At 70.3% G+C, this 26,731-nt stretch carries 20 protein-coding genes and 1 pseudogene; 19 read left to right on the top strand and 2 right to left on the bottom strand.

What is annotated here, in order from left to right:
* Positions 1–337 precede the first annotated feature (337 nt).
* The 7 genes from AB0O76_RS14240 (at position 338) to AB0O76_RS14210 (ending at position 10,442) form a co-directional block, all read left to right on the top strand.
* Positions 338–3,343: a BTAD domain-containing putative transcriptional regulator gene (locus AB0O76_RS14240; RefSeq protein ID WP_365489557.1), complete on the top strand. Its 3,006-nt coding sequence runs from the start codon at positions 338–340 to the stop codon at positions 3,341–3,343.
* Positions 3,344–3,692: 349 nt separating this feature from the next.
* Positions 3,693–5,009: an NAD(P)/FAD-dependent oxidoreductase gene (locus tag AB0O76_RS14235; RefSeq protein WP_365489555.1), complete on the top strand. Its 1,317-nt coding sequence runs from the start codon at positions 3,693–3,695 to the stop codon at positions 5,007–5,009.
* An 8-nt stretch (positions 5,010–5,017) separates the two neighbouring features.
* Positions 5,018–6,211 carry a Glu/Leu/Phe/Val dehydrogenase dimerization domain-containing protein gene (locus AB0O76_RS14230; protein WP_365489552.1) on the top strand — a complete coding sequence of 398 codons (1,194 nt, stop codon included), beginning with the start codon at positions 5,018–5,020 and terminating at the stop codon, positions 6,209–6,211.
* Positions 6,189–7,049: an aldolase/citrate lyase family protein gene (locus AB0O76_RS14225; protein ID WP_365489549.1), complete on the top strand. Its 861-nt coding sequence runs from the start codon at positions 6,189–6,191 to the stop codon at positions 7,047–7,049. The genes AB0O76_RS14230 and AB0O76_RS14225 overlap by 23 nt, the downstream gene beginning before the upstream one ends.
* A 34-nt stretch (positions 7,050–7,083) precedes the next feature.
* Positions 7,084–8,634 carry a tryptophan halogenase family protein gene (locus tag AB0O76_RS14220; RefSeq protein ID WP_365489547.1) on the top strand — a complete coding sequence of 517 codons (1,551 nt, stop codon included), beginning with the start codon at positions 7,084–7,086 and terminating at the stop codon, positions 8,632–8,634.
* 93 nt (positions 8,635–8,727) lie between these two features.
* Positions 8,728–9,246, top strand: a complete 519-nt coding sequence (locus AB0O76_RS14215; protein WP_365489544.1) for a flavin reductase family protein — start codon at positions 8,728–8,730, stop codon at positions 9,244–9,246.
* On the top strand, positions 9,243–10,442 hold the full coding sequence (locus AB0O76_RS14210; protein WP_365489541.1) for a DegT/DnrJ/EryC1/StrS family aminotransferase: 1,200 nt from the start codon (positions 9,243–9,245) through the stop codon (positions 10,440–10,442). The genes AB0O76_RS14215 and AB0O76_RS14210 overlap by 4 nt, the downstream gene beginning before the upstream one ends.
* A gap of 44 nt (positions 10,443–10,486) precedes the next feature.
* On the opposite strand, the gene AB0O76_RS14205 is transcribed toward AB0O76_RS14210, so the two are convergent.
* Positions 10,487–11,794, bottom strand: a complete 1,308-nt coding sequence (locus AB0O76_RS14205) for a glycosyltransferase (protein WP_365489537.1) — start codon at positions 11,792–11,794, stop codon at positions 10,487–10,489.
* 253 nt (positions 11,795–12,047) lie between these two features.
* Between AB0O76_RS14205 and AB0O76_RS14200 the strand changes: the two genes are divergently transcribed.
* The 6 genes and pseudogenes from AB0O76_RS14200 to AB0O76_RS14175 all read left to right on the top strand — a co-directional run.
* Entirely contained in the window at positions 12,048–13,343 is a 1,296-nt protein-coding gene (locus AB0O76_RS14200; RefSeq protein WP_365489534.1) for an FAD-binding oxidoreductase, read from the top strand.
* A gap of 215 nt (positions 13,344–13,558) precedes the next feature.
* The gene (locus tag AB0O76_RS14195; RefSeq protein WP_365489531.1) at positions 13,559–14,344 is read left to right on the top strand and encodes a hypothetical protein; all 786 of its coding nucleotides are present in this window, start codon (positions 13,559–13,561) and stop codon (positions 14,342–14,344) included.
* Entirely contained in the window at positions 14,341–15,045 is a 705-nt protein-coding gene (locus tag AB0O76_RS14190; RefSeq protein ID WP_365489528.1) for an HAD-IA family hydrolase, read from the top strand. The genes AB0O76_RS14195 and AB0O76_RS14190 overlap by 4 nt, the downstream gene beginning before the upstream one ends.
* Before the next feature lie 343 nt (positions 15,046–15,388).
* Positions 15,389–16,843, top strand: coding sequence for a cation:proton antiporter (locus tag AB0O76_RS14185; RefSeq protein WP_365489525.1), 1,455 nt, complete (start codon positions 15,389–15,391; stop codon positions 16,841–16,843).
* A gap of 160 nt (positions 16,844–17,003) precedes the next feature.
* Positions 17,004–17,519, top strand: a complete 516-nt coding sequence (locus AB0O76_RS14180) for a lytic polysaccharide monooxygenase auxiliary activity family 9 protein (protein ID WP_365489522.1) — start codon at positions 17,004–17,006, stop codon at positions 17,517–17,519.
* Between the two features lie 183 nt (positions 17,520–17,702).
* Positions 17,703–17,918: pseudogene (locus tag AB0O76_RS14175) on the top strand (carboxymuconolactone decarboxylase family protein); the annotation flags it as partial.
* 10 nt (positions 17,919–17,928) lie between these two features.
* On the opposite strand, the gene AB0O76_RS14170 reads toward AB0O76_RS14175, so the two are convergent.
* A complete protein-coding gene (locus tag AB0O76_RS14170; RefSeq protein WP_365489795.1) occupies positions 17,929–18,759 on the bottom strand; it encodes a PPK2 family polyphosphate kinase in 831 nt (276 codons plus the stop codon).
* 295 nt (positions 18,760–19,054) lie between these two features.
* Here AB0O76_RS14170 and AB0O76_RS14165 point away from each other — a divergent pair, with 295 nt between their 5' ends.
* From AB0O76_RS14165 to AB0O76_RS14140, 6 genes are read left to right on the top strand one after another with little or no spacing between them, the layout of a single operon-like run.
* Positions 19,055–19,387 (top strand): hypothetical protein, encoded by a 333-nt coding sequence (locus AB0O76_RS14165; RefSeq protein WP_365489519.1) that lies wholly within the window; start codon positions 19,055–19,057, stop codon positions 19,385–19,387.
* Between the two features lie 40 nt (positions 19,388–19,427).
* Positions 19,428–20,270 carry a caspase family protein gene (locus AB0O76_RS14160; protein WP_365489516.1) on the top strand — a complete coding sequence of 281 codons (843 nt, stop codon included), beginning with the start codon at positions 19,428–19,430 and terminating at the stop codon, positions 20,268–20,270.
* A gap of 11 nt (positions 20,271–20,281) precedes the next feature.
* Positions 20,282–21,607: an ABC transporter substrate-binding protein gene (locus tag AB0O76_RS14155; RefSeq protein WP_365489513.1), complete on the top strand. Its 1,326-nt coding sequence runs from the start codon at positions 20,282–20,284 to the stop codon at positions 21,605–21,607.
* Positions 21,604–22,584 (top strand): sugar ABC transporter permease, encoded by a 981-nt coding sequence (locus tag AB0O76_RS14150; protein WP_365489510.1) that lies wholly within the window; start codon positions 21,604–21,606, stop codon positions 22,582–22,584. The genes AB0O76_RS14155 and AB0O76_RS14150 overlap by 4 nt, the downstream gene beginning before the upstream one ends.
* 24 nt (positions 22,585–22,608) lie before the next feature.
* Positions 22,609–23,421 (top strand): carbohydrate ABC transporter permease, encoded by an 813-nt coding sequence (locus AB0O76_RS14145; protein WP_365489507.1) that lies wholly within the window; start codon positions 22,609–22,611, stop codon positions 23,419–23,421.
* Between the two features lie 28 nt (positions 23,422–23,449).
* Positions 23,450–26,719, top strand: coding sequence for an alpha-mannosidase (locus tag AB0O76_RS14140; RefSeq protein ID WP_365489504.1), 3,270 nt, complete (start codon positions 23,450–23,452; stop codon positions 26,717–26,719).
* Positions 26,720–26,731: the final 12 nt, after the last annotated feature.

Below are 26,731 nucleotides of genomic sequence, written 5' to 3'. Positions count from 1 at the left end.
TCCCGGCTTTCGGCGATCTTGCGTAGGGCGGTGGCGCATGCCGCATCGACCTCGGCGCGGAGGTGGGCGGGAGCGCTGCGGAGGGTGTCGGCCGGGGGGTGGGGCAGCGAAGGAAGCGCGTGCCCGCCCGGGATGCTCATGCGGCGTGGAGGCGAGGATTCTCGTCCACGGCTGGGCGCAGATCACCGACGATGGCCGAGTATTCTTGGCGGCCCGCTTCTCCGTCAAGAACGTTCAAGTTCAGCCCGGAGCGGCCCCAACAGCCTTGAACGGCAGGCCAGTTGGTTGTTCGACCTTCATCTTCCCGGGCCGCGCCCTTCCCGTAGGGTGATCGACCATGATGGCCGCACGGGGGGGTGCCGTCCGGTTCGGTGTCCTGGGGACGCTCGAGGTGTGGGACGGGGAAGACAAGCTGCGCCTTGGCGGCCAGCGGTCGCACGGTGTGCTGGCCGCTCTGCTGCTCGAGGCCAACCGGATCGTTCCGATGTCCAGGCTCGTGGACGCCGTGTGGGAGTGGGCACCGCCCGCGACGGCCGAGCACCAGATCCGCAAGGTCGTCGCCGACCTGCGCGCCCGCATTCCGGGCGGACAGCACTTCCTGATCACCGACGGACCCGGCTACCGGATCGTCGTCGATGACGATCAGCTCGACCTCACCCGCTTCGACAAGTACCTGGCCCTCGCGCGCCGTTGCGAGGACATCGACGACGAGGTCGCCGTCCTGGAAGCGGCCCTGAGCCTGCACCGGGGCCGGGTGCTCCCGGACAGCCGCACCCCGTTGCTCGAGTCCGCCGCGACCGCGGTGGAGGAGCGGCTCCTGGGCGCGCGCGAGCGGCTCCTCGAGCTGCGCCTCGAACAGGGCCGCGCGCACGACGCCGTGGGCGAGCTGCGGAACCTGGTCGCCGAGCATCCGCTGCGGGAGTCCCTGAGCGCCCTGCTCATGGTGGCGCTGTACCGGGTGGGCCGGCAGGCCGACGCCCTGCGCGTCTACCACGACCTGCGTACGCTCCTTGCCGAACAGCTCGGCATCGACCCCGGGCCCGAGGCCGACCTGCGCCATCAGCAGATCCTGCGCAACGAACCCGACCTCTACGACCCGGCGCCCCAGGCCCCGCGGCCGCCGATCTCCGAGGCGCCGCTCAAGGAGCCGCGGTCCCTGCCGCACGACCTGTCCGACTTCACCGGCAGGCAGGCGGAGATGAGGTGGCTGCTCTCCAACGTCCCCGACGGCGTCGACGAGCCCACGAAGGTCATCACCATCGACGGGATGGGCGGCAGCGGAAAGAGCACCCTGGCCGTGCACGCCGGGCACCGCCTGGCAGGACGCTTCCCGGACGGCCAGCTCTTCCTCGACCTGCACGGCTTCACCCCGGGCTTCGAACCGGTGACGCCGCGCACCGCCCTCGCCACCCTGCTCCGGGCGATCGGAGTGCCGGGGGAGCGGATCCCGGACGACCTCGCCGACCGGGAGAGCCTGTGGCGGGGCATGACCGCGGGGCGGCGGCTGCTGCTCCTGTTCGACAACGCCGCGACCTCGCATCAGGTACGCCCGTTGATGCCCGGCGGCCCCGGCTGCCTGGTGCTCGTCACCAGCCGCTCCCGCCTCGCCGGGCTCGACGGGGCGGTGCCGCTGCCGTTGCCGCTGCCGACACCGGCCGACGGGCTCGCGCTCCTGAGCGGGGTGCTCGGCCGTGAGCGGGTGCTCGCCGAACCGGAGCCCGCGGCGGAGCTCGTCGCCCTGTGCGGGCAGCTTCCGCTGGCCCTGCGGATCGCCGCGTCCCGGCTGCGCAACCGCCCCCAGTGGACGATCGCCTCCATGGTCGGACGGCTTGCGGGCGAAGTGCCCCGGCTCGGCGAGCTGGTGGCCGAGCACCGCAGCGTCCGCGCGGTCCTCGAGCTGTCGCGCGCCTCGATGCCCGCGCGCCACCAGCAGCTCTTCGGGCTCCTCGGGGTGCACCCGGGCACGGACTTCGACGGACACACGGTCGCCGCGCTCGCCGAACTGCCGCTGGGGTCGGCCGAGTTGCTCCTCGAAGATCTGCTCGACGCCCGGCTGCTCATCCAGCGCACCCCGGGCCGCTACGTCTTCCACGACCTGGTGCGCTCACTGGCCCGCGACGTGGCGCAGGTGGACTCCGCGACGGCCCATCGTGCACGGAACAGGCTGCTCGACTACTACCTGTGCGCCGCCGACGAGGCCGCATCGGTGATTCAGCCGGACCGTGAGCGTCTTGGCGTCGAGCTCGCCCGCCGTCCCGATGTGCTGCCGCCGCTGCCGGACCGGGAGGCCGCCCTCGCCTGGTTCCAGACGGAACGCGCCAACCTCCTCGCGGCGTTGGTCCACGCGGAGGAGGCAGGGTTCGACGCGCACGTGGCACGGCTGCCCCAGGCGCTCACCCCCTACCTGCGCGTACGCGGGCACGCCGAGGACGAACTCGACGTACTGCACCGGGCGGTGGCCGCCGCCCGCCGCATGGGCGACGCGGAGCTGGAGGGCGAGGCGCTGACCAACCTGGCCACGCCGTACTGGTACTTGGGGCGCGTCAAGGAAGGCCTTGCGTGCGCGCAGGAGGCTTTGGCGATCGCCGAGCGCCTTGGCGACAGGCTGCGTATCGCGTTCTGCCTCAGCAGGATCAGCATGTTCTACAACACGATGGGCCAGTACGAGAACGCCATCCTGTTCCTGCACCGGTCCCTGGTGATCTTCAGCCGGGCGGGCGCGCGCAGGGAGGAGGGCGCGGCCCTCGCCTCCCTGGGCGAGGCCCAGTTCGCCCTCGGCCGGCACGGCGAGGCGCTGCAGACCAGCCGGCTGATGATCCTCAACAGCCGACGGATCGGCGACCCGTACGGCGAGATCGTCGGTCTGACCGGCGAGGCCGCATCGCATGCGGAGGGCGGCGAGTACGAGGTCGCGCTCGACCGCCTCGCCGAGGCGTCGGTCCTGGCCCGGCGCTATGCGACGCCGTACGGCCAGGCATCGGTCCTCGCCCGGTACGCGGACGTCTACCGCCGTCAGCGCCGGCACGCGGAGGCGCTGGTGGCCGGACATGCCGCACTCGAACTCCTGCGCAATCTCAGCCGCCCTGCCGTCACGGCCTTCGTCCACAACGCCATCGGCGCGGTACACCGCGACCGGGGCGAGTACGCCCTGGGGCAGGCCCACCATCAGCAGGCCCGGCAGCTCGCCCAACGGATCGGCCTGCGGCGGGAGTTGCTCATCGCCCTGGACGGCATCGCGCACGCCAGGGAGGGCGAAGGCGGCCCGGATCCGGCCGACGGCGGGGCCGCCGGCACGCCGAGCAGCGTGCCCGGCACGGGCAATTGCCCCAGCCGCGCGGGCTGAATCGGCTCTCGTCGTTCAACCGGGTATCAGCCGCAGTCGAACGCGCGACTCGGCGGCCATATCGGGGCGTCCCCGCAGGCGTTCTCTTCACGCTCGAACGCACCGGGGGAAGAAGGTGTCGGGTTAGGGTCGAGACGTTGGTGAGAATGAGTCCCGAGAGGCGGATGACGACCTTAGCCGGGTTCTATCAGCATTTCCCGGCCGGGCCGGTCGGAGTTCCGTACACATCCGCTTCGTTGCTTTCTTCCGGACAGTCATTCTCAGTCCGATCACACCCCGGATCCAAAAGCTCCGCCTGAGAATCCGGCGGACATCGGACAGAAGAGCTTGGTGACCCACATTGTCTTCATTGACGAATACACGCATGCCCGCCCGCAGGGCGGTGGTGGTCGGCGCGGGACCGGTGGGCTGTCTGGCCGCCCAGGTCCTGGCGGCGCGCGGCTACACCGTCGAGGTGTACGAGAAGCGTCCGCACTATGTGGCGAGCGGACTGCGCTACGACGGCCGCACGATCAACCTCTCGCTGTCGCCGAGGGGCGTCGACGCCCTTGACGGCAAGTGCTCCCGGGCCGAACTGGCCGGGCTCGTGGTGCCGATGGACAGCCGCGCGCGGCACGGCCTCGACGGCGACGTCAGCGTCGCGGGCTACGGACGTGACGACTGGCAGACCCTGTCGATCGACCGCAACGACCTGAATCTGCTGCTGATGAAGAACGCGGACGCCGCGCCCACGGTCCGGTTCACCTTCGAAACGGAGTGCACGGGCGTCGACTTCGACGCACGGCGGGTCTCCTTCGCCGACCGGAGTGGCCAGGCGCACCACGCCGACTACGACCTGCTCGTCGGCGCCGACGGGACCCACTCCGCGGTCCGCGGGCGGCTCGCGGAGCAGGGCCTCACCCAGAGCAGGCAGCAGCAGGTGGGGGCCGAGTACCGGGAGGTCACGATCCTCGCCGAGGGCGCCGAGGGTGCCGAGGGCGCCGAGGACAACGCGGCTGCCGACCGGCGGCCCTCGTCGGCCATCCACATCTGGCCCCGCGAGGGCTACTTCATGGTGGGCCTGCCGAACCGCGACGGCTCCCTGCGCTGCACGCTCGTACTGCCGAGGGACGGCGCCCTGACCTTCGCCGACCTCGCTACGGACGAGGCCGTCCTTGCCCTCCTGCGGCGCGACTTCCCCGAGGAGGCCGACCGGATCCGGCTCGCCGAGCCCGATCCCTCGCGGGCGCCGGTGAGTTCGATCTCCGTCGTGAGCTGCTCCCCGGTGGTCCACGACGGCTCGGTCCTGCTGCTCGGCGACGCGGCGCACACGGTGGCGCCGTTCCTCGGGCAGGGCGTCAATCTCGGCCTGGAGGACTGCGCGGTCCTGGAGCGGCTCCTGGAGAAATGGCCGGACGACCAAGGCGCGGTCCTTGCCGAGTTCCAGCGCGAACGCGTACCGGAGCACGAGGCGGCGTCAGCCCTCTCGCTGGCCAACTACGTGGAGCTGAGCGGGACAGGACCGGCCCCCGGCCGTTCCGACGTCCCCCCGCTGCCCGCCCTGGTCAACTTCGTCAGCCCCAGCTACCAGGAAGCACTCGACATCTACTCAGGCGACCGCCGCGCACCCGGGGCGATCGCACAGCAGCAGCCGACCATCGCACAGCAGCAGCCGACCGGAGGGTGAATCACGACGTGAGCACGACTCAACGCTTCGCGAAGGTGTTCCACTGGCGGGACGACGAGACCGAGGCACAGGGCTGGCTCGTCATCCACAGCCTGGAGGGAGGGGTCTCCGGCGGGGGCCTCTTCATGCACCCGAACGTCACGCTGTCGGAAGTGGCCGACCTCGCGGCCACCATGACCCTGAAGAACACCTTGCAGCGCCCGCGGTTCGGCGGCGGCAAGGGGGGAATCCGGTTCGACCCCACCTCGCCGGAGGCCGAAGGCGTCCTGCGCCGGTTCATGATCGCGCACCGTGACGTCATCGCGGAGGAGTGGAGCACCGGGGCCGACCTCTACACCAGCAGGGAGGCGATCGAGCGCATCGCGCGGGAGGATCTCGCCCTGCCGACGGCGTTCGTCGCGATGGCCCACACCCTGGCCCGGCACGCCGGAATCCCCTCGCAGGCACAGGTCGTTCCGCAGCGCCTCGCGCTGCCCTGGAACGACCACGCCACGGTCGACGAGGCCGCCACAGGACACTCCGTCGCCGAGGCGATCCGCCTGTCGGCCGGCGGAACACCGCGCGTCGCCATCCAAGGGTTCGGCAGCGTCGGATCGAACGCGGCGCACTCACTGACCTCGCGCGGCATCGGTCTTGTCACGGGCATCTGCGAGAAGGACGGCTTCCTGATCGATCCCGACGGGATCGACGTCGAGGAGCTGCTCCGCCGCAGGGCCGACCAGGGAGACGAGAAGGCCTTCGGTGATCTCGTACAGGACAGCCCGCTCCGCGGCTGGAAATGGGTTCCGCGAGGTGCCGGTCAGCCGGACGAGGAATTGCTCGTCGATTTCGTCGCCGCCGCCGCACCCGAAGTCCTCACACCCTGCGCGACCCGGTACGCACTCACCGATTCGGTCATGCAGGAGTTCGTGAAGAGTTCCGGGCAGGTGGTGGTCTGCGGGGCCAACAATGCCTTCGCCACCGACGAAGTCCGTTCGTACTGGACCCGACAGGGCATCACCATCATTCCGGAATGGGTGTCCAATGCGGGCGCCGCGATTCTGTTCGGTGAACTGATGAAGACAGAACGAACCGATCAGGAGACGATGCAGTCGATATTCGCGTCGATCACCGAGCGGATCGAAGAATTTCTTATCTCTCATGGCCTGCACGTGAACAACCGGAAGAGGACACAGGCTGATGCGCAAGAACAAGACGCTTGAGCTGATCCGCCAGGGCAGCCCTGCGGTCGGCACCTGGCTCCAGCTGCAGAACGTGAACTCGACCAGACTCCTGGTCGCACAGGGCTCGTTCCGCTGGATGCTCGTGGACTTCGAGCACACGCCCATCGACCACACCACGGCAAGCCACATCTTCGGCGTGATCTCCGACCTGAGCGGCGGCGAGATCACCCCGATCGCGCGGGTCGCCGCGGGCACCGTCGAGCACATCAAGCACGCGCTCGACGCGGGCGCCCAGGGTGTGATCGTGCCGATGGTCAACTCCGCGAAGGAGGCGGCGGACGCGGTGCGCTTCGCCCGGTTCCCGCCCAAGGGCGAGCGCGGTGGCGGCGGCATGGTTCCGCACGTCGGCTTCGCCACGAGCGGCCCGGGCTACATCGCAGAGGCCAACGACGAGATTCTCGTAGGCGTCCAGATCGAGACCACCGAGGGCCTGGCGAACATCAAGGAGATCCTCGCCGTCGACGGCATCGACCTGGTCTTCATCGGCCCCAACGACCTCCATCTGTCGCTCGGCCTTCCGGCGAAGTTCTGGAGCGAGGAGCCGGCGTTCCAGGACGCCGTGCGCACGGTGGCCGACGCCTGCCGCGAGGCCGGTGTGCCGCTGGGCACCCTCTGCCGTGACGCCGCCAGCGTACGGAACCGGATCGACGGCGGATTCACCTTCCTCGGCCACGCAAGCGATCTGCATTTCATGCTGACCAAGGCGGGCGAGGAATACGGCGCACTCCACGACATCAGTGAGCCGGCGAGCACCTGGTGCAACATGGTGAACCTCGACCGTCTGCCCGATTCACTGCGCGGCCTGCCGCGTGACTGAAACCCGACCGGAAAACAACAGGAAGGCGACGAGCATGGTCAACAGGGTTGTAGTAGTGGGCGGCGGCACCTCCGGCTGGATGAGCGCCAGTTATCTCAAGGCCGCGTTCGGCGACCGAATATCGGTGACCGTCGTGGAATCCGACCGGGTGCCCACGATCGGCGTGGGCGAGGCCACGTTCAGCACGGTGCGCCATTTCTTCGAGTACCTGGGACTCAAGGAAACCGACTGGATGCCGGCGTGCAACGCCACGTACAAACTCGGCATTCGTTTCGAGAACTGGGCCGAGCAGGGCAAGCACTTCTACCACCCCTTCGAGCGGCTCCGCGTCGTGGACGGGTTCCCGCTGACGGACTGGTGGCTCAAGCAGCGTCCTTCGGAGCGGTTCGACGTCGACAACTTCGTGATGGCGCAGATGGGCGACAACCTGCGCTCGCCGCGCCTGCTCGACGGCACGCTCTTCGAGCAGAGCAACGGTGACCTGGGCCCCGACGGTTCCGTCTTCAAGTCCACGCTCTCCGAGCAGGACACGCAGTTCCCGTACGCCTACCAGTTCGACGCCGCGCTGCTCGCGAAGTACCTGACCGAGTACGGCGTGAGCCGCGGTGTCCGCCACGTCGTCGACGACGTCGTCGAGACCAAGCTCGACGACCGCGGCTGGATCAGCGCCGTCGCCACGAAGGACCACGGCGACCTGGAGGCCGACCTCTTCATCGACTGCACCGGGTTCAAGGGCCTGCTCCTGAACGAGAAGCTGGGCGAGCCCTTCGTCTCGTTCCAGGACACCCTGCCCAACGACCGTGCCGTCGCGCTGCGCGTCCCGCAGGACACGGCCAAGACGGGCATCCGTCCCTACACCACCGCCACCGCCCAGGAGGCCGGCTGGATCTGGACGATCCCGCTCTTCGACCGCATCGGCACGGGCTACGTCTACTCGAGCGACTACTGCGAGCCCGAGGAAGCCGAGCGCACGCTGCGCGAGTTCGTCGGCCCGGACGCGGCGGACCTCGAGGCGAACCACATCCGCATGCGGATCGGCCGCAGCCGTAACTCCTGGACGAAGAACTGCGTGGCCATCGGCCTGTCCAGCGGCTTCGTCGAGCCGCTGGAGTCGACCGGGATCTTCTTCATCCAGCACGGCATCGAGCAGCTGGTGAAGCACTTCCCGCAGGAGGACTGGGCGTCCCAGCTCCGCGAGTCCTACAACAGCGCGGTCAACCACTGCATCGACGGCGTCCGGGAGTTCCTGGTGATGCACTACTGCGCCGCGAAGCGGAACGACACCAAGTACTGGCAGGACGCCAAGACCCGCACGGTGCCCGACGCGCTGGCCGCGCGCATCGAGCAGTGGAAGACCAAGATGCCCGACGCGGAGACCATCTACCCGCACTACCACGGCTTCGAGTCGTACTCCTACGTCTCGATGCTCCTCGGTCTGAAGGGCATCCCGCTGCGCGCGCCCGGCGCGCTCGACCTGATGGACGGCTCGGCCGCGGCCGAGGAGTTCGAGCGGGTGCGCGCCACGTCGCGCGAGCTGGTGCAGAACCTGCCCAGCCAGTACGAGTACCTCGCCCAGGCCCACTGACGCGCGGACCCGGCCTTCGGCCCCGCGGCACCCGACCGGTGCCGCGGGGCCGGTCATCGACTTATCGACGGAAGGGAACCCGGTGATGCCGGGATGATCGCACACAACGCCCAACCGGCAGCCTCACTCGCCCCCGAGGAACTGCGCGCGCTGATGGCCGGATTCCCGACCGGCGTCACGGTGATCACGGCCTTCGACGCGGCGGGGCGGCCCTGGGGGATGACGTGCTCGTCCCTGTGCAGCGTCACGCTGCGGCCGCCGACGCTCCTGGTCTGCGTCAGGAACGGGAGCCCGACCCTCGCCGCCGTACTGGAGGGAGGCCGGTTCTCGGTCAACCTCCTCGGTGACGCGGGACGTCCGGCCGCCGAGCTGTTCGCATCGGGCGCCGCGGACCGTTTCGACCGCGTGAAGTGGGAGGACGCACCCGGTGGCGGCGGTCCTCATCTGCCGCACGACGCGCACGCGGTGGCCGACTGCCGCGTCCTGAAGACCGAGACGATCGGCGATCACACCGTGGTCTACGGGCACGTGGAGCAGTCGGTGACATTCTCGCCCGCCCCGCAGCCGTTGATCTACGGCATGCGCAGCTATGCAGTCTGGCCGGCTCCATGACCGGCCGAGCCGACCGGGAGGTGGCCGTGCAGTTCAAGAAGGTCCGGACCGACCTGGCCATCTTCGGGGGTGAGCCCGCCTTCGCCGATGACGTCAGGGTGGGAACGCCGAACGTGCCCGCCAAGGACCGCTACCTCGAGCTGGTCGGCGAGGCCATCGACCGCCGCTGGCTGAGCAATCTCGGCCCGCTTGTCCAGGAGTTCGAGGGTCTGACGGCGGAGCGGACCCTGCGGCGGCACAACACGGCGACGGGCAACGCCACCGCCGCGCTGCAGGTCGCGGCGAAGGCGTGCGGCGTCACCGGGGAAGTCATCATGCCGTCGTTCACCTTCGCGGCGACGGCCCTCGCGATGAGCTGGATCGGCCTCACGCCGGTGTTCTGCGACATCGACCCGGAGACGGGCACCCTGGACCCCCTCTCGGTCGCCAAGGCGGTGACCCCCCGCACGGGCGGCATCCTCGGCGTCCATCTCTGGGGCAACCTCTGCGACTTGACCGGACTCGACGACGTGGCCCGGGACGCGGGCGTGCCGCTCCTGTACGACTCGGCCCAGGCGTTCGGCTGCCAGCCACTGGCGCCGGCGCCCCAGGGAATGGCCGAGGTGTTCAGCTTCCATGCGACGAAGATCCTGAACACCTTCGAGGGCGGGCTCGTCGCCACCGACGACGACGAGATCCACGCGCGCGTGCGGTCGATGCACAACTTCGGCTTCGACGACGCGATGAACGTGATCGGCCCGGGGACGAACGCGAAAATGAGCGAGTCGTCGGCGGCGATGGGCATCGCGTCCGTCGAGCGTCTCGACGACACCCTGAGCACCTACAGGTCGCTCTACCTGCGCTACCGGGAGGGCCTGGACGAGGTGCCGGGCGTCACCCTGATCGAGGCCCCGGCGGGCCAGACCCACAACCACCAGTACATCGTCGTACGGGTGGAACCGGGCGCGGCCGGCCTCGACCGCGACCGTCTCTTCGACGTCCTCGGCGCGGAGAACATCCGCACCAAGAAGTACTTCGCACCGGGCTGCCACCGCATGCGGCCCTACCGCGACGACGCCGTGCACACACCGCTCGACCTGCCGGCGACCGAGGAGCTCGCGGAGCGGGTGCTCGCCCTGCCCATCGGGCTCTCGGTGTCGCCGGACGACGTGGACCGGATCTGCGACGTGATCGCGGCCGCGGTCCGCCACGCTTAGGGCCTGACCCATCGGACAGGCCCTAGCGGACCGCGGCCGCCGGGTCACCGCGACTGCCGCTGCCCGGCGGAGCCGACGTCGGCCCCCGCACCCTCGATGAGCTCGGCAGCACGGCGGGGCCCGTTCTGCGCGCGGTACTCCTCGCCGAGCTGCCGGGCCCGCTCGCGGAACGTGGGCTCGGTGAGCACGCGCCGCACCGCCGCCCGCAGTTGGGTCTCCAGGTCGTCGCCCTCCTTGAGGTGCACCCCGGCGCCCGACCATCCGACGTGGGCGCCGACCTCGTTCTTGTCCTCGGTGGCGGAGGCCACGACGAGCGGTACGCCGTTGCTCAGGGCCGCGGTGACACCGCCGTACCCACCGTTGGTGACCAGGAGGTCGGCGTGCGGCAGGAGATGGTGGTACGGCACGAACCGCTCCACACGTACGTTCTTCGGCAGCGGGCCCAGGTCGAGCTGCTCGGGCGGCACACCGGTGGTGGTGACGATCAGGGCGTCGAGATCGGAGAGCGCGCGGATCGCGGGCAGCAGCAGCCGCTCCGGCTCATTGGCGACGGTGCCCTGCGTCAGGTGCACCACGGTGTCGTACGCCTTCAAGTCGTCCCACCAGTGCGGAGCCTGGAACTCATCGGTGGGCTCGCCGGTGATGGGGCCGACGAAGCGGGTCTGCGGGAGCAGGTCGCTGCGGGGGTACTCGAAGGACGGCACCGTCCCGAGGAGGTACAGGGACGGCATGCGAATGATGTTCTCGAAGGCGCCGGCGTCGATGCGCTCAAGGCCCACCTGGGCACGCGTCTTGTCGGCCTCCCGGCGCAGCTCGCGCATGATGATGTGGTCCCCGGTCCACTTCAGCATCCGGTTGCGCAGCCGCCCGAGGAAGGTGGCGCTCGGCGGCAGACCCATGCCGAACGGCGCGGTGTCCCGGCTGCTGAGGGTGTAGATCGACGTGGCCATCCAGACCAGCGGAATGCCCGTCTTCTCGCTGAGGAATCCGCCCGCGTACGTGGTCTCGTCGGTGACCACCACGTCGGGGCGCAATTCCTCGGCCAGCGCCGTCAGATCCCGGAGTTGGTCGGGTGCGGTGCCGAAAAAGACGTCACGGAAGACCGCGACCATTCCCTTGGTTCCGGTGAGACCCGCGTGGTGGGGGAATGCCTCGTCGTGCGTCATTCCTCCGTAGTCGAATCCGGAGACGATCGGAGAGAACCGGGCGCCGGTCTTTTTGACACGCGCCTCAAATGCCTTTCCGGTGTACCAGGTCACCTCGTTCCCGCGGCGCACGAGTTCCTTCACCACATGCATCATCACATTGACGTGTCCTTCGGCCGGCGCCGTCGCCACGAGAATATTCACCACGGTTTTGCCCCCACTTTTCCTCGGCCGATCGTCACTACGTGCGGAACGTTAACCCAGCGGGCGATCGCTCAGGACTGTTCGTTCAGCGGGTGCCCGCGGACCGCACTGGCCGGAAAGAGCAGGCGGTCTGCCCAGGTCTTGCCGGATGTGCTACCAATAGGTTGGCAGCCAACACATTGCCAGCCAATGCTGAGGCCGTGACAGGAACCGGTAGACCCCGACCCACCGAGCGCAGTCGAGGACAAGGACAAGCATGACTATCTCGAACGAAGCATCCCGCCTGGCCGGAGCGCTGACCCGCTCCGTGGCGGGACCGGTGCTGCAGCCCCACGACGCGGGATTCGCCGATGAGTTGGCGAGTTTCCAGCTCGGTCTGCGACACCGTCCCGACCTCGTGGTCGGGGCGCGGGATGCCGCCGACGTGCGGGCCGTCGTGCGCTTCGCCGCCGAGAACGGGGTCCCGCTCACCGTGCACAGCACCGGACACGGAATGTGCTCCGCCGCGGACAGAGGGATCGTGCTGACGGTGCGTCGGCTGAACGGCGTCGTCGTCGACCCCGTCGACCGCACCGCCCGCGTCGAAGGCGGCACGACCTGGGGCGAGGTCGCGGCGGCCGCCGCGCCGCACGGCCTGGTGCCGCCCAGCGGCAGCATGGGCAGCGTCGGCGCCGTCGGCTACACCTTCGGCGGCGGGATCAGCCTGCTCGGCCGATCGGACGGCTGGGCCAGCGACTTCGTCCGTTCGTTCATGGTCGTGACCGAGGACGGCGAGGAGCGGCGGGTCGACGAGAGCGACACCGAGCGCTTCACCCGGCTGCGCGGCACAGGACCCCTTCCGGGCGAGGTCGTCACCGCGATGACCATCGGTCTGCTGCCCGAGGGCACCCTGCAGGGCGGCGGCCTCACCTTCGACATCGGGGCGTCGGACGCCGACGGCGACTCCGCGGTGCTCCACGCGTTCCGCGAATGGACGGCGGGCGCGCCCGACGAACTCACCTCCACGCTACGGGTGATGGCCTTCCCCGACGGCGACTTCCTGCCCCCGCCGCTGCGCGGCCGGCGCATCGCACGCGTCGCGATCGCGATGCGCGGCACGGCCGATGACGCCGACCGTCTGGTGGCTCCGCTGCGCAAGGCGGCTCAGACGATCGAGGACACCCTGGCCCCGATGCCGTTCACCCAGTCGGCCCGTGTGCACGCCGAACCGGACACGCCCGGCCCGTACATCGGCGAGAACGTCCTGATCGACACGCTCGACCCGACGGCGCTCGAGACCCTGGCGCGGCCGAACGGCCACACCATGGTGATCACGAACATCCGGCACCTCGGCGGCGCGCTCTCCCGTACGCCCAAGGTCCCGGACACCGTGCGCGGCCGCAACGCCCGCTACCTCGTCGCGGCGGTGTCCCCGGTGGACCCGGAGGTGTCGGTCTCCGACCCGTCCGCCGCCCACGAACAGGCGAGCCCCGCATGGGCACTTGAACCGTTCGTCCCGGCACAGGTCGGCGTCAGCCCGGGCTTCAGCGTCGGGCCGCGCGGCAAGAACTGACACCGCGGACCGCAGGAAGAAGCTCCGGTCGGAGTGGGTGATCCCGAACGACACCCTCCCCGGCCGGAGCTTCGTCGTGTCCGCCGCGGCGGGTGCGGTACCGGGGCGGGAGAGCGCGCGGTACCGGGGCGGGAACGGATGGGGAACGGCCTGGTAGCGGGGCCCGGCAGGGTGTCCGTACAGCACCGGAACCACTGCCAGGGGGATGTTCGCTCATGCTCTCCACACCCGTTGCGCCCGCCCGCACATCCACCGCCGCACGCGGCACGTCCAAGTCCTCCCAGCGGATCGCCCAGAACCTGGTGGCGCTCGGACTGCTCTACGACGAGCTGGCCAACACCCTCACACACGCGCCGTCCCGCAGGACCGCGGGGAAGGTGCGGGAGCGGGGCACGCCCGGCATCCCGCTCAACACCCAGGTCCTCGACATCAGGAGCGACATCCGTACGGTCCTGGCGAGTTGGGCCGCGCTCGTCTGCGAGCAGCGCAGCGTCCCGGCCCCGGCCCGCGACACCTCGGCGCTCACCGCCTTCCTCGTCGGCCACGCCGACTGGCTGACCGGGCACGAGGCGGCGCAGGACATCGCCGCCGAGACGGACGACCTGGTGCGGCTCGCCTGGTCGGCGCTGTCCGACCGCCGCGACGGCAGCGTGCCCGTCGGCTCCTGCGTACGACCCGGCTGCGAGGGGGAGCTGGTGGCACACCTCTCCCCGCGCACGCCCACCGGGCGGGCCGCCGTCGTCTGCTCCGCGGACCCCGCCCATTCCTGGCGGCCGGACGCCTGGCACACCCTGACCTCGCCCCCTCCGCGTACCGCCCGGAGCGCGGGGCTCACCGCGCAGGACATCGCAGCGGGCTGGCAGATCGCGTCCGGCACCGTGTACTGGCTGGCCAACACGCATCAGTGGCGGCGCCGCAAGGACGGGCGGCGCGTCCTCTACGACCGCGACGACGTCCTGACCACCATGCGGTCCCGCGACAAGGTGGTGACCGCCCCATGACGTACTCCACGACGGCACGAGAGCCGCGGCAGATCGACACCGTCCTCTTCGACCTCGACGGCACGCTGGTGGACACCCTCAGCGACATCGAGGAGGTCGTCAATCGCGCACTGGGCGAATACCGGCTGCCCGCCCTGACCCGCTCCGAGGTGAGCGACCGGGTCGGGGAAGGAGGGACGGCACTCGTCGAGGCGTCGATCCGCAAGACCCGACGCGACCACGACCCCGAGCTCGTGGCGCGCGTGTACCAGGCCTACCTCGCCGGCTACGCGCGTCAACCGGCCGCCAGGGCGCGCCTGTACCCGGGCGCCGAGGCGGTCCTGCGCCGGCTGCGAGCGGCCGGCGTCCGGGTCGCCCTGTGCACCAACAAGTCCCGCCACGTGACGGCACCACTCCTTGTTGCCCTCGGTCTCGACACCTGCTTCGACGCGGTGGTGACCGGCGACGGCCCCGAGCGCCGCAAACCCGCCCCCGACCCGCTGCTCAGCGCGCTGCGGCTGGTCGGCGGCTCGTCCGCGCTGATGGTCGGCGACAGCGTCTACGACCTGCGCGCCGCACAGGCGGCAGGCATGCCCGTTGCCTGGGTCCGGTTCGGCTACGGCACACACCACGGCGCCGCACCGCCGGACCTGGAACTCGACGGCCTCGACGACCTGGAGACGGCCGCACACGCGGCCGGCCTCCACGTCCGCCCCGCCTGACGCCCCCCGAGGCATCACACCTCGCACCCGCCCTGCACCGACCGCCGCGCATCGGGCGCCCTGCACTGGCCGGCGTGTATCGGGCGCCGCGTACCGGGCGTCCTGCACCGCCGTTCCGCACTGGGTGTCCTGCATCGGGCGCCCTGCATCGGGCGTCTTGCACTGACCGTCCTGCACCGGCCGTCCTGCACCGGCCGCCCCGCACCGACCGCCCTGCACCTGCCATCCCGCACCGACCGCCCCGCACCTGCCATCCCGCACCGACCGCCCCGCACTGGCCACCCCGCACCCGCACCCCACACCCGCCACCCCACACCCGCCACACACAGGATCGGCTATCGACGTGAGACTCACAGAAGAGACCGAGGAGGCACGTGATGTGTCTCCCCAGACGCTCCCCGCACCCGCCGATGACGACGCGCCCGTCGGTCCGACGGTCCGTCGTCGTCGGCGTATCGGGTACGGACTGCTTGTCGTGGTGCCGGTCATCGCCGGTGTCCTCGCGCTGGCCGAGGCGGGGCGGGGCGGGGACGCGGGTGGCGGGAGCGCGCACGGGCCCGGGGGCTCCAGCACCGCTGTGTTGCTGCTCGCCGCCGCGGCCGTGCTCGTCGTGGCACGCGGCGCCGGAGCGCTTGCGGAGCGGCTCGGCCAGCCCCGCGTCATCGGTGAGATCTGCGCGGGACTCGCCCTGGGGCCCACGCTGCTGGGGCGCCTTGCCCCGGACGTGTTCTCGTGGATCTTCCCGAAGCCGGTCGTCACGGGGCTCGACGCGCTGGCCCAACTCGGCCTCGTCCTCTTCATGTTCGGCGTGGGACAGGAACTGTCCCAGGCACGCAGGACGGCCCGCGAGGCGCAGGGCGCGCTGCTCGTGACCCTCGCGTCCTTCCTGGTCCCGTTCGCGACCGGAGCCGCGCTGGCCCTGTGGCTGTTCCCGCGCTACGAGGGGGTCTCCTCCGAGCCGACCGCCTTCGCCCTGTTCCTGGGTTGCGCGCTCAGCGTTACGGCCTTCCCCGTCCTTGCCCGCATCCTCGCCGACCTCGGACTGCTGGGGAGCAAGACGGGCCGGCTCAGCCTCTACGCCGCGGCGGTCGGGGACGGCGTCTGCTGGCTGGTGCTCACCGTCGCCCTCGCGTTGGCCCAGGGCGACGGGCCGGGTACGACATGGCAGACGCTGCTGCTCTCGCTCCTGGCCACGGCGGTCCTGCTCGGTCCGGTTCGGGCCGGGCTCAAGAGGGTGCTCGAAGGCCCCTTGGGCCGATCGCCCGCCGCGGTCCTCACGCTGTGCACCGCGGGCGTGGCCGCCTCGGCCGGTCTCACGGCTCAGCTCGGCATCCACCAGCTCATCGGGGCGTTCGTCTTCGGGCTCGCCTGGCCGACCACCTTCCGCGGACAGTCCGGCGAGGCGCAGTCGGCCGCCGTCCACACGCTGGCGCAGCTCCTTCTCCCGTTCTTCTTCCTGGGGTTCGGCCTCTCCCTCGACCTCGGCGAACTCTCCCTCGACATGGGGAACGCGCTGCTCCTGGGCGGGATGCTCGTCGCCGCCATGGTCTCCAAGATCCTCGGCGCGGGCCTTGCGGGATGGCTGTCCGGCCTCACGCGTACGGACTCGCTGGTGCTCGGCGTGCTGATGAACACGCGCGGCCTGACCGAACTGGTCGTGCTCGGCATCGGTCACCAGGCGGGAGTGATCGACGACCAGCTGTTCGCTGTGCTCGTGCTCGTCACCCTCGTCACCACGGCCATGACGGGGCCGGGACTGCGGCTGATACAGGCGGCGGTGGCGGCACGCCGCAAGTGAGAAGCGCCCTGCGGCGGTAGTCCGAAAGTCAACCTTGACCGAGACTCGCCGAAGTCTATGGTCTGGACTAATCGGCAGCCGTGAACATCCGGCCCCGGCCGCCCCACGAGAGCACTTCACGCCGCACACCCCCACGAAGCCACGCCGTGAAGGAGTACGCATGGACAGAAAGCGGAAGACCGCTGCCGCGATCGGCGCGGGCCTGGCACCGGTCCTCGCCCTCACACTGCCGACCGGTTCGGCCAGCGCGCACGGGTACGTCAACGCGCCGGCGAGCCGTCAGGCGCAGTGCGCCGCGGGCACGGTGGAGTGCGGCGAGATCAAGTACGAACCGCAGAGCGTCGAGGGGCCCAAGGGCCTGCGCAGCTGCAGCGGCGGCAACGCCAGGTTCGCGGAGCTCGACGACGACAGCAAGGGCTGGAAGGTCAGCGACGTCAGCAGGACGCAGACCTTCACCTGGACGTTCACCGCGCGCCACCGCACCGCGAACTACGAGTACTTCGTCGACGGCACGAAGGTCGCCACGATCGACGGCGGCAACCAGCAGCCCCCCGCCACCGTCTCCCACCAGGTCAATCTGGGCAGCGCGACGGGCAGGCACAAGGTGCTCGCCGTGTGGAACATCGGCGACACGTCGAACGCCTTCTACGCCTGCATCGACGTCAACATCCGCTAGGAGAAGGGGTCATGACAGGAAGGGGTGTCCGGCGACGCCCCGCCCGCCGGACACCTTTTCCTGTCATGGCCCTATAAACCGACACCCCCGGTCGTTACCCTCTGCCGCATGATTTCCACGGTGGTCTGGGGTACCGGCAACGTCGGCCGCGCGGCCATCCGTGCCGTCGACGCCCACCCGGCGCTGAAGCAGATCAACGGCTGCTTCTTCTGCCTCGACTGGCGCACCGAACGCGACGGCCGAAAGGTCGAGAAGGATTTCCCCGAAGCGGTCACCCACTGGCGCACCACGACCGCCTTCGACACCCGCACCCGCCTCGCAGCCGAGTACGCCGAGCGCTATGCCCTGGACCACCACGGCCTCGACGACGATTTCTGGACACGCATGACCGCGCACTACTGAGGCGGCCTCAGGTCATGAGTAGTTGCTTCCTCGCCAGAGCCACATCGAAGTCCCCCTTCGGGTACTGCGGATCCAGCGCGTTCAGATGCTCCAGGAGCAGCTTGCTGATGGCCCAGTTGCGGTACCACTTGCGGTCCGCCGGGATGAGGTACCACGGGGCGTGCGTCGTGGAGCAGCGCTCCAGGGCGATCTCGTACGCCTCCTGGTAGGCGGGCCACAGGGCCCGATCCTCGATGTCGCCCGGGTTGAACTTCCAGTGCTTGTCGGGGTTGTCGACGCGTTCAAGCAGGCGGCGGCGCTGCTGTTCGTACGAGATGTGCAGGAAGCACTTGATGACCGTGACGCCGTCGTCGGCCAGGGAGCGCTCGAAGCGGTTGATCTGGCCGTAGCGGCGGCCCAGTTGGCTGCGCGGGACCAGGTCGCGTACCCGGGCGATGAGGACGTCCTCGTAGTGCGAGCGGTCGAAGATGCCCATCTCGCCAGGGTGGGGGAGCGCCTGCATGATGCGCCACAGGAAGGGGTGGTTCAGCTCCTCGGGCGTGGGCGTCTTGAACGCCTTGATGCGGCAGCCGGACGGGTTGAACAGGCCGATGACGTGCTTGACGGTGCCGCCCTTGCCGCTGGTGTCCATGCCCTGGAGGACGAGCAGGACGCGGCGGCGGTCGCCCGCGGTGCTCGCCGCGTAGAGCCGCTCCTGGAGGCCCGCGAGGCGCTCACCCATCTGGGCGGTCGCCAGGACCCCCGCGGCCTTGTCCGCCGGACCTGCCGGGGTCGCGGACGCGTCGTACGCGGAGAGGTCCACGCGCTCGCCGTCGGGGATCCGCAACAGCTCGCGCAGCTGGGCGGGCGGCTTGCTCGCTCCCTTGCCCTGCTTCTTCTCCGTGTTCTTCGTGTTCTTCGTGCCCTTCTTGATCTTGGCCACTGAGCGGTCCCTTCCGGTGGTGTACCCCGATCGTGCGACGGCGGAGCCGGGGCCCGCCACTCAGCTTGAGCCTTGTCGGGCAATCCTGGGCCCAGGAAGCAGCCGACCCCGGAAGCAGCCGGGCCCCGCAAAACCCGGTGCTCAAGTCAACGTCACGTTCGGCGACGGCACGGCCGACGCGGAAGCGGAAGCGGACGGCGCCGAATCCGCCATGTCGCTGTCCCGCTGGCTCATGGCGGAGCCCGAACTCCGGGGCCACGCAAGGGTTTCCACCGGGGCGGCCGGTTCGGCGCCGGGCCACATGGGCGACGGACTGGAACTCGTCAACGTCGTACTCGCCAACAGCATCGCCCTCGGCAGCCTGATCACCGCGGTCGCCGCCTGGCGCGGCTCGCGTCCGCGCCCTCCGCAGGTGCGCCTCGAACGGGACGGCGTCGTAGTCACGTTGCGGGACAGCTCCCCGGAGCAGGTCGAGCAGATCCTGCGGATGTGGAACGCGACCGCCGCGCCCGCACCCGTCGCGTCGGACGGGGACAGCGAGTAGCCGTGGCCCTGCTGTCGACCCGGCCCGCTCCGACCCCGGCGTGTGGGGCCTTGCCGGCGACGCCTGCACGGTGATCGCGCAGCCGGACGGCGTCGGCGACATCCTCGACACCGTCCGGGAGAAGGCGCGCCGGGCCGAGGACACCCTGCTCGTCTACTACGCGGGGCACGGTCTGACGGACCCGCACACCGACGAGCTGTATCTCGCCCTGCCCGGATCCGACCGCGAACGCGAGTACACCTCACTTCGCTACGAGTACCTGCGCCGGGCCGTCCTCGACCAACAGGCCAACGCCCGGCGCACGGTGGTGATCCTCGACTGCTGCTACAGCGGACGTGCCCTCCTCGGCAAGATGAGCGCCAGCACCCACATCGCCGACCAGGCCGTGGTCGAGGGCACCTGCCTGCTCACGGCATCCGCGGAGACCCGCCCCGCCCTGTCCCCGCCCGGCGAGCGCTACACCGCGTTCACCGGCGAGCTCATCGCCACCCTGACCGAGGGCGTCCCCGACCGGCCCGACCCGCTCGACATGGACACCCTCTACCGGCATGTGCACCGCACGCTGGCCGGCAAGTCCCGCCCGCTGCCGCAGCAGCGCAACCGCAACCTCGGCGGCTTCATCGCGATCGCCCGCAACCGCGCGGCGACGCCGACGCCACCACCGCCCCTCATCGGCCTGAGCGAGGCCGAGAAGCGACTGGCCCAGATGGAGCAGCGCTCGGAACAACTGCGCCTGGAGAACGAGCGGTCGCGCAGTTCCCCGCGCCCCTTACGGGGCCCGGCCCGGCGGTGTCTCTTGCGTTGCCCATTGACATCCCGGCCCCGCGCCTCGAAGCTCCAAGACGCCCGTGGTAACGCTAACACCGGGCTGACACACACCTGAGGGAGCCACCCATGTCAGGTAGTCGTCAGGGCGGTCAAGACCGTCAGAGCCGTCGTCCCGCGCCGAGAGCCGCCGTCGACCGGCGCACCCTCCTCGCCGCGGCCGCCGCCGGTGCGCTCGCCACGGCCTGTGGAACCGCCGAGGGCAAGCCCCCGGGCAAGGTCGCCGTGCACGGGGACAACGCCACCTGGGCCGAGCCGATGGCCGCCGCGGGCAAGGCCATGAAGTCGGTCGCGGGCATTGAGCTCGTGCCCGAGGTGATCGCGTCCCTGGAGTCGTTCGAGCAGGTCGTACGGTCCTCGCTGCGGACGAACAAGACGCCCGACATGCTCAAGTACTGGTCCGGGTACCGGCTCCAGGACCTCGCCCGCACCGGCGGTGTCGTCGACCTGACCGAGCAGTGGGACCGCGCGGTCGGCAAGGGCTGGGTCGAGCCGTCCCTGCGCCCCGCGTTCACCTACCGGGACCGCGTCTACGCCCTGCCGATGAACCTCGCGTACTGGGTGTTCTTCTACAACCCCGAGGTGTTCAAGAAGCATGACCTGGAAGTCCCCGAGACCTGGGACGACTTCCTCGCCGCCTGCGCCCGCCTGAAGAAGAACGGCATCACACCCCTGCACGGCACGGCCGACGGACGGTGGCCCTCCTTCATCTGGTTCCAGGAGGTGTTGAGCCGTCAGGACCCGTCCTTCTACCAGGACTTGATGAACGGCCGCGAGCGCTACACCGACCCGCGCGCCGAGCGGGCCCTGCGCACCATCGCGTCCTTCTTCGACAAGGACTGGTTCACGCCCATGGACCTGAACCACAACGACGCGGCCGCACAGGTCGTCCAGGGCAAGATCGGCATGGTTCCCTGCGGCACCTGGCTGGGCTCGACCCTCGTCGGAGCGGGCGGCAAGCCCGGCAAGAACGTCGACGCCTTCGTGCTGCCGATGGCGACGCCGCGCGCCCGCCCCAGCGTGATCTTCGAGTCGAGCGCGTTCGTCTCCACGGTCAAGGGTCCCGACCACGAGGAGGCGCGGAAGGCCGCCGGTGCCTGGCTGCATCCCACGGTCATGAAGGCCTTCTCGCACACCCTCCAGGACGGCTGCCCCAACCCGGAGGTCGCGCCCGCGAACCCGATCATCGACGGCCTGGCCCGCAAGGTACGCGGCGACAAGCTCTGGCTGCTCAACCGCTTCTGGGAACAGGGGCCTCCGGAGCTGGTCGAGGCGACCGTCGACGATCTGGCGGGGTTCCTGCTGAACCCGCCCTCGTACCGCAAGGTGCTTCGGACCATGCAGGACCGCGCCGACGAGGCATGGAAGGTGTGGTGGGAGGCGGAAGAGACATGACCGAGATCGTGACCACCGCGAAGGCCGCGGGAAAGCCCTCCGGGAAAGCGGGGCGGACCCGTCGCCGAGTGCCCACGCGTACGCCCCACCAGGCTGCCGCCGACAGCGGCAGGTACGGCAGGCCGCTCGCCGCACTGCCCTGGGCGCTTCCCGCCTTCGCGCTCGTCGGCGTCCTGCTGGTCTACCCCTTCTTCCGCAGCGTCTACGGCAGCTTCTTCGAGGACAACGGCTTCACGAGCAGCTTCACCGGCTTCGACAACTACGCGCGGCTCGCCGACGACCCGATCTTCGGGCGTTCCCTGCTCAACACCGTGCTGTGGGTGGCCGGAACGCTGCTGCTGCCCGTCCTTGCCGGACTCCTCATCGCCGTCGCCACCCACCGGATGCGCTTCGGCGGCCTCGCCCAGCTCGTCATCGTCCTGCCGTACGCGATCTCGGGCGCCGCCACCGGCGTCCTCTGGTACTTCATGCTGAACAGCCAGGGCGGGGTCAACCAGATCCTTCGCGCGGTGGGCCTCGACTCGTGGGCGCAGGCCTGGCTGCTCGAATGGCCGCAGAACACCCTCGCGATGATCGTGGCGAGCACCTGGCAGGCCACCGGGCTCAACGTCGTGCTCTTCGCCATCGGTCTTCGCGCCATCCCCAAGGACACCGTGGAAGCAGCCGAGTTGGACGGCGCGACCGGCTGGCGGATGTTCTGGTTCGTGACGCTGCCGCAGTTGCGGGCCGTGACGGTCGTGGTGGTCGGGATGGCCATCGTGAACAGCCTCAAGGCCTTCGACATGATCTGGCTGCTCACCAAGGGCGGCCCGTCCCGCTCCTCCGAGACCCTCGCCCTGAGCATGTACCGCGAGGCGTTCCGGCTCTTCCACGTGGGCTACGGCTCCGCGATCGCGCTCGTCCTCTCGGTGATCGTCGTCGCCTCGTCCTGGATGTATCTGCGCCGCCAGATGCCCGAGTCCGCCGCCCGGGCCTGACCCGGCCCCGAAGAGGAGACCCTCATGGGACGCACGGTGCGCAATCTCTTCGTCATCGGCTGTGTGGTGTTCTGGCTGATCCCGCTCTATCTGCTCATCGTCAACGCGCTGACCCCGGCCGCCGAATACGCGGGCAAGCCCGCGTGGACCCCGCAGGGCTTCGACATCGCCGAGAACTTCAGGACCGCCTGGAGCGACGCGGGCATCGGCGACAGCTTCCAGTCCTCGCTCCTGTACGCCGTGGTGTGCGGGGCGGCGGCGGTGCTCGTCGCGGCCATGGCCGCGTTCGCCGTGGTCGTGCTGCCGATCCCCAGGCCCGCCTTCTGGTTCTGGCTGGTCTACTCCGGCACGCTCTTCCCGCTGCAGATGTTCCTCGCCCCGCTCTTCGGCCTGTACGCCGACGCCCATCTGTACGACACCCGGCTCGGCCTGATGATGGTGTACGTCGCCTGGGCCATACCGTTCGCGTTCTTCCTGATCCGCAATCAGATGACCACGATGCCGCCCGAGATCACCGAGGCGGCGCTGATCGACGGCGCCTCGATGGGCCGCATCTTCTGGCGCATCCACGTACCGCTGATGAAGGCAGGGCTCGGCGCCGCCTTCATCTTCCAGTTCACCGCCGTCTGGAACGACCTGCTGCTCGGCATCACCCTCAGCCGCAGCCCCGAGGTCCAGCCGGTGATGGCGTCCCTGAACGCGCTCTACAACGCCTACAGCTCGGCGGGGCCGCCCGTCATCCTGGCCGGCGCACTGATCGTGTCGCTGCCCACGCTCCTCGTCTTCCTGGTGTTCCGCGGCCTGTTCCTGCGCGGCGTCACCGCATCAGCCCGCTGACCCCGACCACCCTCCGGGAGAGATCCGCATGACGACACGGGCCCTCGTCCGCACCACCGACTGGGACAACGACCGGATACGCGACAGCCTGCGCTCCAGTGTGGTCAGCGCCGAAGGCCCCCTGGCCGGGGGCGTGTTCAGGCTGACGGAGGAACCGCTGATGCGGCGCGCGGGCGACGGATCCCTCCTTCAGTCCCTGCGTGTGGAGCCGGTCAACGGGGCCGCGATTCCTGCCGAGTTGAGCGTGCGCACGGAGTCGGGAGCCGCGCTGCGAGTGGAGCGCGTCCCCGGGCCCGGCCGTTCGGTGCGGCTTCTCGTCCCCGCCGTAGAGACGGCGACCCGCGTCACCGTCGGCCTCCCGCAGGGGCAGGGCAGCATCGACGTACGACTCACCCCGCAACGCCAGTGGACCATCCACCTCGTCCACCACTCCCACCTCGACATCGGCTACACCGACCCGCAGGGCCACGTCCTCGCCGAGCATCTCTCCTTCCTCGACTCCTGTCTGGAGCTCACCCGGGCCACCGACGACTGGCCCGCCGAGTCCCAATTCCGGTGGTGCGTCGAGTCGTTGTGGTCCTTCCGGCAGTGGGCGGACGCCCGGCCCGCCGAACAGGTCGAGGAGTTCGTACGCAGGGTGCGCGAGGGACGCATCGAGCTGACCGCCCTGCCCTTCAACCTGCACACCGAGACCTGCTCCACGGACGAGCTGCACGAACTCCTGCGCCTGGCCCACGACATACGCGACGAGCACGGCGTCGACTTCACCTCCGCGATGCAGACCGACGTGCCCGGAGCGGTCGTCGGCCTCGTCGACGCCCTCTCCTCCGCCGGGGTCAAGTACCTCTCCGTGGCGCACAATTGGGCCGGACGCTCCGTGCCCCACCTGGTCGGCGGGGAGAAGCTGCCCCGGCTCTTCCGGTGGCGCGCCCCCAGTGGCAACAGCGTCCTGGTCTGGGTCACCGACACCCCGCACGGCCTCGCCTACATGGAGGGCCCGCTGCTCGGCTTCGACACCGACTACGCCGACGTGGACGATCTGCTGCCCGCCTATCTGACCTCCCTGGCCACCCACCCGTACCCCTATCGGGGCGGCATCTTCGGCTGGGCGATGGACCAGGCGGAGATCAAGCGCGAGCCCTACCCCTGGGACGTCCTCCATCTGCGCGTCCAGGGCAAGTTCGGCGACAACGCGCCGCCCCGCCGCATCATCGCCGACACCGTCCGCCGCTGGAACGAAACCTGGGCGTACCCGCAGCTGCGGCTCTCCCGCAACGAGGACTTCTTCACCGACGCCGAGGCCAGGCTCGGCGATGCCATCCAGACCTTCGACGGCGACTGGACCGACTGGTGGGTCGACGGCGTCGGCTCGGGAGCGCGGCCGCTCTCGCTGGCCCGCACCGCCCAATCCGTGGTCGCCGACGCCCAGACCATCGGCACGTTCGCGGGAATCCTCGGCGCCACGGGGGCCGAGGAAGACACCCGCGACGCCGCCGGGGTCTACGAGGCGGTGTCGCTCTTCGACGAGCACACCTGGGGCGCCGGCGACCCGTGGACCCACGGCGACGAGGGCGGCCACTCCGGCGAGCACCAGTGGCACTGGAAGTACGGGCAGGCGATGCGCGCCCACGACGACGGCCACGCACTCCTCGCCCGTGCGAGCGCACGCCTCGGGCAGCGGCTCGCGGTGTCGCCGGGTGCCATGGCGACGTACCACGTGATCAACACCTGCTCCTGGCCGCGCACCGACGTCGTCAGCGTGTTCCTGCCGGAGAGCAGCGTGCCCCTGGACCGCCCGGTGGCCGTGCACGACGCGCGGACCGGCCGCAGGATCGTGCACGAGGAGCAGCCGCAGACCAACGACGACCACCGGGACGCCGGACGGTTCCTGGTGCTGCGGGTGGACGAGGTGCCGCCTGCCGGGTCCGTGCGCCTGGACATCACAGCCGAAGCGGCACGGGACGTCGGGGCGGGGCAGACCGGCGTGGCGCAGGCCGCCGGTGCGAAGGTGGCGTCTTGGCGGGGTCGTGCGGGTGGTTCGGCGCGGGAGGGTTGGGCCGCCGATGGGGCGCAACCCGCCGTCGTGAAGGCCGCCACCGGCTGGAATCCCACCGGCGGTTCGGAGCGGGATGACCCCGCCGAGAGTGCCGCCGCCGCTCTCGCCCGCGTCGACCCGACGCTCCTGGAGAACGAACACCTCGCCGTCCGCGTCGACCTCGCGCACGCCTGCATCGCCTCCGTCATCGACAAGTCGACCGGCCGTGAACTCGTCCGGCAGGATGCCGTGGTCGGCTTCAACGGCTACATCCACGACAGCTACACCACCGCGGGCGCCTTCAACCACAACTCCAGCCGCACCACGGCATCCGACCGCCTCGAACACCTCGGAAGCCGCGCCGTCGCCCCGCCCGCCGCCCTCATCGCCCGCCGCTCCACCGCGACCGCCGAATCGATCACGTACGAGACCCGCCCGGCCGGGGCCAACCGGCTGCGCACCACCCTCACCCTGCCCGTCGGCGTGCCCCGCATCGACATCGAGAACCGCCTGGACAAGGACGCGACCCTGGGCAAGGAGAGCGCCTACTTCGCCTTCCCCTTCTCCTTCGACGACCCTGCCGTACGCATGGAGGCCTCCGGCGGTCTCACGGGCAACTCCCTTCCCGTGGTGCCGGGTTCGGCGCTGCACATGCGGGCCGTGCGCCGCTGGGTGACCCTCGCGGAGGACGGGCTCGCGGTGGCCTGGTCCACGCAGGACGCGCCGCTGGTGCAGTTCGGCAACATCGCCCTGCCGTACGCGCCCTTCCCCAAGACGATGGGCCACGACGAACCCGCCACCGTCTTCTCCTGGATCCACAACAACCTCTGGGACACCAACTTCCCCAGCGAGCAGGGCTTCGAGTTCACCTACCGCTACAGCCTGGCCTGCGCCACGTCCGGCGCCTCCGCCGGTGGTCTTGGCCCCGCCACGGCGGCGGCCTGGAGCCGCCCGCTGCGTGCCGTGCGGGCCAGGGGAGCGGAAGGCGGCGGGCAGGCGTCCCTCGCCTTCGCCGACCTCGGCGACCCGAGGGTCCGCCTGGTCGGCGCCACCGCACCGGGCCCCGGCGAAGTACTGCTGCGGCTGCAGTCCTTCGCCGAGGAGCCGGTGGACTGCCCGGTCCGCGTCCACTTCCCGGTCGCCGCGGCGCACCGGGCGGACTACTTGGGGGCGGCAGGCGAGGAACTGCCGCAGACGGACGGTGAGTTGACCATAACCATTCCCGCACTCGGCACCACCGCCGTGCTTTTCGTACGTCCGTGAACGAAGGAGCAT

The sequence above is a fragment of the Streptomyces sp. NPDC086554 genome (genome assembly GCF_040686095.1).
In the GTDB taxonomy this organism is placed as follows: domain Bacteria; phylum Actinomycetota; class Actinomycetes; order Streptomycetales; family Streptomycetaceae; genus Streptomyces.
The sequence above is the reverse complement of the archived record's forward strand: the minus strand, read 5'-3'. Positions and strand labels throughout refer to the sequence as shown.

Bases quoted from the DNA above. Each gene is read 5' to 3' on its own strand.
- AB0O76_RS14240 (WP_365489557.1), top strand. From the start codon at position 338: ATGATGGCCGCACGGGGGGGTGCCGTCCGGTTCGGTGTCCTGGGGACG.
- AB0O76_RS14225 (WP_365489549.1), top strand. From the start codon at position 6,189: ATGCGCAAGAACAAGACGCTTGAGCTGATCCGCCAGGGCAGCCCTGCG.
- AB0O76_RS14220 (WP_365489547.1), top strand. From the start codon at position 7,084: ATGGTCAACAGGGTTGTAGTAGTGGGCGGCGGCACCTCCGGCTGGATG.
- AB0O76_RS14215 (WP_365489544.1), top strand. From the start codon at position 8,728: ATGATCGCACACAACGCCCAACCGGCAGCCTCACTCGCCCCCGAGGAA.
- AB0O76_RS14210 (WP_365489541.1), top strand. From the start codon at position 9,243: ATGACCGGCCGAGCCGACCGGGAGGTGGCCGTGCAGTTCAAGAAGGTC.
- AB0O76_RS14200 (WP_365489534.1), top strand. From the start codon at position 12,048: ATGACTATCTCGAACGAAGCATCCCGCCTGGCCGGAGCGCTGACCCGC.
- AB0O76_RS14195 (WP_365489531.1), top strand. From the start codon at position 13,559: ATGCTCTCCACACCCGTTGCGCCCGCCCGCACATCCACCGCCGCACGC.
- AB0O76_RS14190 (WP_365489528.1), top strand. From the start codon at position 14,341: ATGACGTACTCCACGACGGCACGAGAGCCGCGGCAGATCGACACCGTC.
- AB0O76_RS14180 (WP_365489522.1), top strand. From the start codon at position 17,004: ATGGACAGAAAGCGGAAGACCGCTGCCGCGATCGGCGCGGGCCTGGCA.
- AB0O76_RS14165 (WP_365489519.1), top strand. From the start codon at position 19,055: ATGTCGCTGTCCCGCTGGCTCATGGCGGAGCCCGAACTCCGGGGCCAC.
- AB0O76_RS14155 (WP_365489513.1), top strand. From the start codon at position 20,282: ATGTCAGGTAGTCGTCAGGGCGGTCAAGACCGTCAGAGCCGTCGTCCC.
- AB0O76_RS14150 (WP_365489510.1), top strand. From the start codon at position 21,604: ATGACCGAGATCGTGACCACCGCGAAGGCCGCGGGAAAGCCCTCCGGG.
- AB0O76_RS14145 (WP_365489507.1), top strand. From the start codon at position 22,609: ATGGGACGCACGGTGCGCAATCTCTTCGTCATCGGCTGTGTGGTGTTC.
- AB0O76_RS14140 (WP_365489504.1), top strand. From the start codon at position 23,450: ATGACGACACGGGCCCTCGTCCGCACCACCGACTGGGACAACGACCGG.